Genomic DNA, 8,764 nt, shown 5'->3' on the forward strand with positions numbered 1-8,764 from the left:
TCGCACCACTTGCTAATTTTCCCCCGGCATTTTTATCAATCCCCAATCTCTAATTCCCCATACCACTAAAAACGCGATTTAAGTTTTATAAATTTGATAAATGCACAATCTACCACAAAGCATCTTAATAGCTCTTTAATGGCATCCTAGAGGCAATTCCCGCGACTTCTTACTATTTCTTTATCCCTAACTCGGTAGTGGCTGAAAGCTTATTTTTACCAGTCCCCAGTCCCAAAATTACCTCTTAAATTACTCCTTAACCCAATGGCTGTAACTCTTTCACCACAAGGCTTTAGACCGTCCCACACCCCACAGCTTTCTATTTATATATAATCCCCAGAGTATGGGACATATTACGCAATGGTTTATCCTTTCTTTCCTGTTACAATCGCCTACAACTGTACTACGCAACTTTTCAAAAAATTGATTTATATTTTTTCTGGGTAGTTTAAGTGAACTCGTTTAAACCCCTATGACCGCCCCTTTGCCTCTACATGGCTTCTCTTTCTTTATGCTTTGGCTTTATTCGTTCCCAATAATTAAACCCCTTCACGGGGTTCTCTTGGTGGGTGGGCGTTGAGGGCGATCGCTCTTAACATGGGCATAAATTTTTGTACATTTCATCTGGATCATAATCATTTCCAAAAACAAACCTTTTTGGAAACTCTATTTATAATTATTTATTATATAGAATTACTATGCTCATCAATCTCATCAGATAAAAGCTTATGAACTCTTTTTAAAACCATCAATAAGGTTAAAGTAAATAAAGCAACTAAAAAGAAAACCAAAAAAGAAGAAATATTAATTAATATACTATTAGTAAATAATATAGAAATAGATAGTATAATTGTACTAAATAAAGCTAACAAAATCTCAAAAGAGATATTAGAATAAATCTCTTTTAGAAGACTTAACCTTAACTTAGTTGATTTGGCATTATTAGATGACTTAACTACTTTAGAAATCACATCGTAAACTAATACTAAAAGATTAAATAAAAGTCCTGCAAAAATAGCAAATATATTAATTAATACGCCAATAAAATCCTTATTGATTGTAATTTTAAAAAAAACAAGAGTGATACTTAAAATTAACGGAACAGCAAAAAATAAGATAGCATCAGATTTTGATCTTTTTAAAGAATTATAGTTTATTAAAGTATCTAAATGGTCTTTTATTATATTTAAAACATTGATTTTAGCGAAAAGTTTAGACATCTGCCCTATCCCCCCAAACGCATAAAGCTAATTCTTCAAGAAGAATTTGAGCTTCAAAATTTATTGAATCAAATTCTGGATGTCCGCTAGGATCTACTTTAATCTTAGAAATATCTTCATAATATCTTAGCTTATCTGTATGAGATAAATCAATCGTTTTATAATTCTTTCCGACTTGTACCTTTATTTTTACATTTTCATAATCAAATCCAGATAACTCTATAAGACTGGATAAAGGAGTATGAGAATCTTTCACAATCTTGTCAATATTAGTATTTAATTGTGAACAAAACCACGCTGGAAAATTACCCTTTCTAGGCGCAGCTAAAACCAATTCAGACCTGCCTGTAAAATTATGTTCTTTATCATCAGGAAAACCGTCTATATTAGCTACAAACTTATCACTAGGAAAACCACGTTTTATAAACCTTACTTGAACTATTCTACCTTCAATATATTTTTTTAATAAATCTGTAGGTATTAAAGGATTCATTTCAAGAATATACTTATTACTAAATTTATCAAGAAGATATTGAGATAAATATCTGAAAAATAAATCTTTTATGCCTAAATTTTTAAATCTTTGAAAAATGATAATCCCTACTTTAGCCAAAGGTGGCAATTTGAGTATAAAATAATATGGAATAAGTTCTGCTTCTTGAGGACTTTTTTGATAAGATATTTTGCCAGTTGGAACATTTACCAGTTTAGAACCAAAACCATTTTCTCCTGTTTCAAATAAACCGCTAATAATACGTTCAGATTTTTGTAATTTATTAATTTTAAAAATTTCTGTAGCGCCAGAATTAATTGAAGGATTGCGTAGTTCAATATCTAAGTAATTATAAATTATATCAAAAAAATCTGAACCAATAATTTTAGAAAAAGAATAATACTGAGATGAATCTTTTTGTTTGATTTTTAGAGTATAAGGAGCCAAAGAAAATTTAGACATAGAATAAAAAACGGAGTCAACAATATTTACGTATAGACTTTAACATAAGTACAGATGAATAATGATGGCAAAAAGCTTTTTTCAATGAAATTTTTTGGATTTCAGACCAATGAGCGTTAAAAAATTCCAAGAAAGTTGAATGCCAAAAATCTTTAATGGCAAGGCTTTTGGCGATTGATCTAATTTCTTAGCGTACAAAACTCCCCACTTGGCACAGTCTAGCCAATCACAAGACCTTGAGGCAGCTATCAAAGCCAGTATAGCCTTGAAATTCATGTTGGTAGATGCAGTAATCCTTAAATTACTGGCGATTACGTGTTCATTTACCTAGTAAAGCTTTTCAGCTTAATGCGGTATCATGTTCTAATAATTTTCCTACCCTTTTACGTGTTTTTTTAACTGATGTAAATGCAAATCCTACTGTCAAGAATAAAGATGCTATTAATGATGGTTCAGGAGTTGTACATACTCCCTGCGCTGTTCTCCGATCAAGCCCTATAAATTCTATTGATTTTAATGTTTTATCGGGAAGGAAATGATTTTCCCATCCGCCAAAATAATCTTTTTGATAACCAATATCTAGTTGAATTTCTGTAATTTTATATTGCCTAAACCAAGCTACTACACTACAGCAATTAATATTTTCCTCTGTAATCTCTGTTCCTTGTGTTATTTGATTATTCCATTGATCTGTAAAAGTTAAACTTGTATTAACTTGTTGTCCAATCGTACCCAATGATGAGTTAAACAGGGTTTGAAGTTGAGTTGTAAAAGATTCAGTTAAAATTGAAGTATGGCTCTTTTGATATGTCCATGTTTGTTTTACGGAACTAGCACAAGATGTACAACTATTATTTCTAGTTTGTGTAATTCTTTCAAATAAATTATAGCTACGATATCTATCAATATTAAGATAATATAAAAAACTATCATCTTCATTACTAGGATCTTCCTTATTTGCATTGAAAGATCCAGGGATCACAGGCTTAGGAGGAACAATATTTATCCAATCACTTATTGTTTCTTGAAAACTTGCTGAACCAACTTCGGAAGGCAGTCCTTGACATCTCCCAAGACCACAGTTGTTGGTAGCATAGCTTTTATTTGCTATTCCTAGAGTTAGGAAAGAAGAAAGTACAAGGAGTTTTACAGCCCCTTTAAAATTTATGATTTTGCCTATTGAACTTCTCATTTTATTAAATTTCCTCAAAATGTATGTCTTGACGTTCTAATAACAATCGTAAAAAAACTTATACGCTTCAAAAATTTTGCCTAAAAGAGAAGCAGTCTAGCACTTTCTGAAAAAGTTACAATCCTAATTCTTTCTTTAAGAACTTAATTTAACCTCACAAGAATACAAATTAGACAAGTTTTATTATCGCTAGAATTGCTTTTAATATCTCCTTCCTAGCTTTAGCGTAAATTGTTGCACGAAAGCTACTTTAACGACGTTTTTGTAAATTTTAAACTTTCACTTATATTTATATATCATGAATATCAGTATTTATAACTAACTTCATCAAAAATTTAAGTTCATTCTCAGTATTATATAAGTATTGAGCCGAGATAGAAGTAAAAACCTGCAAGATGGTCTTGAAACTCCTACCCTATATAGGTTTTAGCAATTTTTAAGTAAATAACAGTCCGTGTGCTTTTCTTGGGTATGCATCGATGGAGCAACAGTGCCGATTTATTACGAAAGCCGCTTAGTGCCAGTGGATTTAGACGCAGCAGGTAGACAACTCCTAGATGAACTAGACGAAGACCTCAGCTTTGAAGACCTCAGCAGCACCCAAAAAGCCAAAGCTAAGGAAACCAACCTAGAGGGAATTGTCGGTTCTACTAAAAGAATAAAACAGATTGCCCTAGATATTGTCACCCACTTTGAGGCACGGCAACAGGTAAACAAAGGCAAAGCCATGATTGTTACTATGAGCCGCTTAATTGCTGTTAATCTCTATGATGCCATTATTCAACTCCGCCCAGATTGGCACAGTGCAGATATTAACTTATTGTGAGTTCGGGTTTTAATTCTCAATTACACCACTAAATTCTCAACAAAATTAGGTGTTTTCGTTGCGTTCGCATCCCAAAATAGGCTATTTACGTACCCGATTTCGCCACCTCACGTTTTCGCGTTGCTCCCTAATTCTTGTTGCTTAATAGTTAGTTCTGTAAATAATAGGTTAGACATTTGCAAACCCTCAATCCCACATTCCGCACCCTGGGGTGTCACATAGTATTATCACTTAATTTTCTCTTGATTTTTGGATATAAATTATTCCTTTCCGGCATCATGCATCCGTTAATTCCTTGAGATTTAGTATACAATACATCCTCATGTCATCACAAAAAACAGTAAAAACCGATTGTGACAGTTGAGGGTGCGGAAGATAGGCTCAATAATTGTAATCAGAAGCACTAAATTGTGCGTTTGATTAAATAATAGAAGGATAAAGGTGAAGAATTCATTGCCAGTTTATGCAAATTTAATTGCTTAAACTGGCAATAATAATTACACTTTTAAGACAAGGTAATCACTTCATTCTCCACAATTACCACTGCTATATTTAACGACTCTAAATTGGGGCGCGAGCAATTAACAGAATGCGATGGCAATTTTCCTACTCTATTTCTAAAATCTCAGCTTTGATTCTCCCTACAATCGTGTCAGTATCCCTGCCTTTGTTGTAGTAGGTTGTGGGGCTAGATGGTTCTTTGCTATTGTGCATTCCATACTTAGCGTTATGGCTGATGATTTCATCTTTATGAACTTCTACCCATCCACCAACGACTTGACGGTTAGTACCTGACAACTGACTTAGAGCAATGTTTGTAATTGCTATCCGGTCATTGTCTCCAGTGGCTATAGTGTCGTTGTACAGAGTCATGGCATTAAAACACCGTCTGATTTTCTCCTCAGCTACACCATTCTTTTTGGATGCCCACAATTCAGCGTTAGTCATTCCCTGTAATTCATCTTGGTTTCTGTCTTTGGCAGTTTGTTGAGTTGTGGTAGTGGGAACGATCGCGGCGGGAATTGTGGCAACTGGTAAACCTTGCAATGCTTTTTCTACTGCGGCTGATACTTTAGCATCAATCATGGCTTCTAAAGCTTCTGTATCTATGGCAGTAGTGACGGTTGCTTGTGTAGTTTCCATTGCTTCTAAATCCTTAATTTTGGTTTCTAATTGGGCAATTCTTTGATTAGCTTCTAACAGTTGTTTAGCGGCTTCTTTACGGTTATTAAAGTTTTCAATTAATTTATTAATAACTGATTGTTGGTTTGGTAACTCCCATTCTTTCTGTAGGTTTCTGATAGCTTCTAAGTCATGCTCTAAAATAGTAATTTTAGATTTTTTCTCTGTTTCGATTGTCATTGATTTAAGTGTCATGAATGGTACGGATTTAGTAGTGAAGTAGTCAGCATAACCAAGGGTAGTTACAAGGTTTCTTAAATCATCATCTGTAGGCTTTTCATTAGTAAAGTGACCCGCTAATTTAGCAGCGTGTAGCATTTTAGAACCGAGTGAACCTTTACAATCCCTATCAGTTGCTAAACACAAATAAGCTGCTCTTAATGCTTTACAGTCGTTTTGGTCTTCACTGTCTCTAAAATTTAATACTGGTGTTTCTGTTTCTTTACCGCCAAAATATTCTTGCACCACACGACGTAATGAATTACCACGTCTATTCTCAATCGTGCGATTTTGAGCCGCTATATCACCCTTAAATTCTGCCTCTATTCCCTTGACAAAATCTCTGGTGTCTTTGCGTAGTTGGTTCAGTTTTTGAATTACATAACTTGCAGGGTATAGGGTAGCAATTTTAAATATTGGTTTCTCACCACGTTTTTTACCTTGACCTTCAAACATTACCCAATACTCTTGACCCTCAACTGGTGAAAACTTGGCACGGGCTAAAATCTCATGTGGCCTTCTACCAGTGGCAGCAATTAAACCTACTGCTAATTCGTGAGGGTCATTACTGTCCAATAATTTACCAGTGACTTCTAAATAAGTCTCTGGGTTAACCTCTTGACCGTCATTTACTAATCGGTCGTTTACCCGTGTTGTGGTATTTCGTTCTACCCAATCGGCTTTATCTAGTCCACAGAGTTCTAAAACATAGTGTTTTAGTTCGTGTCCTTTGACATTACCCTCACCGTCAAACTTTTCTACTAATTCGGCGTTTTTACCCTGCTCTAATTTAATAGATTTAAATTTCTTGTAGAAGCCAACACGACTCAAAACTGTTCCTAGACTGTCTTTGCTATAGGTAGTTTTAGTGTTGATAAATTCGTTGAATGCTTCACAGTGTGGCTTGATTTCTTCCAGTGAGTGCAGGTCTTTGACTGCCTCAAATAATTTATCAACCTCCTCCTGAACTGCTTTAGACATTTTCTTAAATCCTTTATTTGTTCAACCTGTTAATACTATAACTAACTAGTTAGAATAAGTCAATAACTTGTTATGGTAAATCATAACAGAATAACTTATAGGTACTAGCTAACTAGTTAATATATTATTATAACAAGTTGCTAGACAAAACCTAACTAGTTAGGATATAGTATTAACAGGTTGAACAAACCACAGAAAAAGCGGGCTGCTAACCCGCATCACTCAAAAAAATAAATTCATGACAACTCTAACATCTTCCAAATCCACCAAACCAATCAACGACAAGCACACTGCTAAATTTGATGTTGCGATCGGCTTACCTCTTGCGGCTGATAAAGCCCTTGGGGATGAGTACACTACCGCATATCTCAAGGAAGTTGTGACAACAGGTAGAACGCCTTTCTGATAATAGCTAAATAGCCACAAAAAAGCCTCTAGATTAATTTCTAAAGGCTTTTTTGTGGCTATTTAAAATTATTTATTTTTAGCTTTCCTGAACTCCCAAGGCATAACAGGCTTTGTCTGATTCCAATAAGAAAGATTCTCATCGTCCAACTGGGCAAATACAGACAAAGTAACCTTTAGTATAAGTTGTTGTGTGGTAACTCAACTGTATCAAGGGTTGTTTTATTATGTCAATATTTGTTGACAGGTTTAAGTTAATGTTTAATTTCAGTGTATATAGCTATTGGTTCTATTACTACATCTATCTCTCCTCCTAAAAATTCCCAAAAACCTGTTAAATCTAACATCCCAACTAAACCAGGGAAAGTAATTTTTTCCATATTTCTTCTTGGAATAAATCCAACTATTATCATTTCTACATCACCTGGCATAATGTATGCAGACCTAAGCTGATCTCTCGTAAGACGAAGATATTCTTGATTTATTGAACCTATTAAATGCAAATTTGATACTTTTGTATTAACAGTAACAGAACCAATCGAAAATGCTTTAATTACATTCAAAGAATCTTTAAAAGTATTTATTGCAGATTTCTTTTGTTGAGAATTTTGTTTAAACCCTTTAGCAGCAGAAGAGAGTTGTTCTTGTTGCTGCTCGTTTTCTAAAAAATTATTAATAATACTATCAATTTTAAATACTTCAATAATAGAATCCCAATCAACAAATCTACAAACCCCTGTTATTTTTACTAATGAGGAATATTTTTCTAATTCTTCTAAACTAGTTATTTCTTTCAAAATTCCTTTACTAATTAAAATTTCCTCTAGTTTCAAATATCCATCATCATGCTCTATGATATCTTCCATATATGAAGATAACAACTCTTCGGTTTGATTATTAATTCCTTTTTTTAAACCATTTTTTGTAGTTTTTTTGTAAGATCCTTTTCCACTTACTCCACCCCAAACATTTTTAGCCCCTGCTGTTAATTCTCCTTCACCACCAATTTCTTCTAATATTTCTGAATACTCTTCATCGGGCGATTTCGTTTTCCTGGTTCCTTCAGTTTCTACTAATTTCGTTGACTGTATTATTCCTCCTAATAATTGGGAAGAGTAAGAATGTAGTTTATTTTTATCTAAATAAATAAAGTGCTTTAAACTAAAATCAATACCTTCTTTTTCTAAATTTATCTCTAATCTGTCTTTTTCTTTCATCAAATTCCTCTTGATATTGTTGTTGCTCTAAAGCTGATTTAAGTTTTAAATCTTCAGTGGTTTTTTCAAATTCCTCTCTACTTCCACATTTATTTTTTATCCCATTAGCTATCTTGTAAGATACATCAGCTATCTGTTCAATTATTTGATCTATATCAAGATTTGCATCGGAGTTAGGGTTATTCATATTCCAGTGATATTGGCTGGATATCTTTAGAATAGTACCCAAAGCTAAATTTACATCATTTTGGCAACAATTTAAATTATTCACACTCGTGTACTCTTTTACTTTATTAAAAAATCTACTAAGTCTTTGATATTCAAAATCAGCTAGAACCATTACTGGGTGAGGATAAACAATGACTGCATCGGTAAAATTTATCCCTTATTCTTTAAAACAAGTCAAAGCTTGTTTAATTTACACCCGTATAGATTCTGGTGTATTCAAGTCGTTAAAGCAGGGTTAAACAGACTAATCTGGGTTCAATCCTGGGGTATAGACTCCGGTGTAGAAATGTCGTCAAACTTCACTACTACGTCTGTAGTAGGCTGGCCGTCATAAGCCCT

The 8,764-nt window shown here is 33.7% G+C and carries 8 protein-coding genes; 2 read left to right on the forward strand and 6 right to left on the reverse strand.

Features of this window, described 5'->3' with window-relative positions; all coding sequences use genetic code 11:
• Window positions 1-683 precede the first annotated feature (683 nt).
• The 3 genes from ACSQ6I_RS07235 to ACSQ6I_RS07245 all read right to left on the reverse strand — a co-directional run bounded on the left by ACSQ6I_RS07235 (window position 684) and on the right by ACSQ6I_RS07245 (window position 3,367).
• Complete coding sequence (locus ACSQ6I_RS07235) at window positions 684-1,220, reverse strand: hypothetical protein (protein WP_438889690.1); 537 nt, start codon at window positions 1,218-1,220, stop codon at window positions 684-686.
• Window positions 1,213-2,175, reverse strand: coding sequence for a hypothetical protein (locus ACSQ6I_RS07240; protein ID WP_438889692.1), 963 nt, complete (start codon window positions 2,173-2,175; stop codon window positions 1,213-1,215). Before ACSQ6I_RS07240 ends, ACSQ6I_RS07235 begins: the two co-directional genes overlap by 8 nt.
• A 340-nt stretch (window positions 2,176-2,515) precedes the next feature.
• Window positions 2,516-3,367, reverse strand: coding sequence for a hypothetical protein (locus tag ACSQ6I_RS07245; RefSeq protein WP_438889693.1), 852 nt, complete (start codon window positions 3,365-3,367; stop codon window positions 2,516-2,518).
• A gap of 490 nt (window positions 3,368-3,857) precedes the next feature.
• Here ACSQ6I_RS07245 and ACSQ6I_RS07250 point away from each other — a divergent pair, with 490 nt between their 5' ends.
• Window positions 3,858-4,193, forward strand: a complete 336-nt coding sequence (locus tag ACSQ6I_RS07250) for a hypothetical protein (protein ID WP_438889694.1) — start codon at window positions 3,858-3,860, stop codon at window positions 4,191-4,193.
• Window positions 4,194-4,799: 606 nt separating this feature from the next.
• Here the strand turns inward: ACSQ6I_RS07250 and ACSQ6I_RS07255 are convergent.
• Window positions 4,800-6,575 carry a protelomerase family protein gene (locus ACSQ6I_RS07255; RefSeq protein WP_438889696.1) on the reverse strand — a complete coding sequence of 592 codons (1,776 nt, stop codon included), beginning with the start codon at window positions 6,573-6,575 and terminating at the stop codon, window positions 4,800-4,802.
• 238 nt (window positions 6,576-6,813) lie between these two features.
• On the opposite strand from ACSQ6I_RS07255, the gene ACSQ6I_RS07260 reads away from it, so the two are divergent.
• On the forward strand, window positions 6,814-6,981 hold the full coding sequence (locus tag ACSQ6I_RS07260; protein ID WP_438889697.1) for a hypothetical protein: 168 nt from the start codon (window positions 6,814-6,816) through the stop codon (window positions 6,979-6,981).
• Between the two features lie 253 nt (window positions 6,982-7,234).
• Here the strand turns inward: ACSQ6I_RS07260 and ACSQ6I_RS07265 are convergent, their stop codons facing one another.
• Entirely contained in the window at window positions 7,235-8,197 is a 963-nt protein-coding gene (locus ACSQ6I_RS07265; RefSeq protein ID WP_438889699.1) for a DUF6414 family protein, read from the reverse strand.
• The gene (locus tag ACSQ6I_RS07270; RefSeq protein WP_438889700.1) at window positions 8,148-8,537 is read right to left on the reverse strand and encodes a hypothetical protein; all 390 of its coding nucleotides are present in this window, start codon (window positions 8,535-8,537) and stop codon (window positions 8,148-8,150) included. The genes ACSQ6I_RS07265 and ACSQ6I_RS07270 overlap by 50 nt, the downstream gene beginning before the upstream one ends.
• Window positions 8,538-8,764 lie beyond the last annotated feature (227 nt).

Origin of the sequence: Anabaena sp. WFMT, from assembly GCF_051781005.1 — a bacterium.
Taxonomy (GTDB): domain Bacteria; phylum Cyanobacteriota; class Cyanobacteriia; order Cyanobacteriales; family Nostocaceae; genus Anabaena.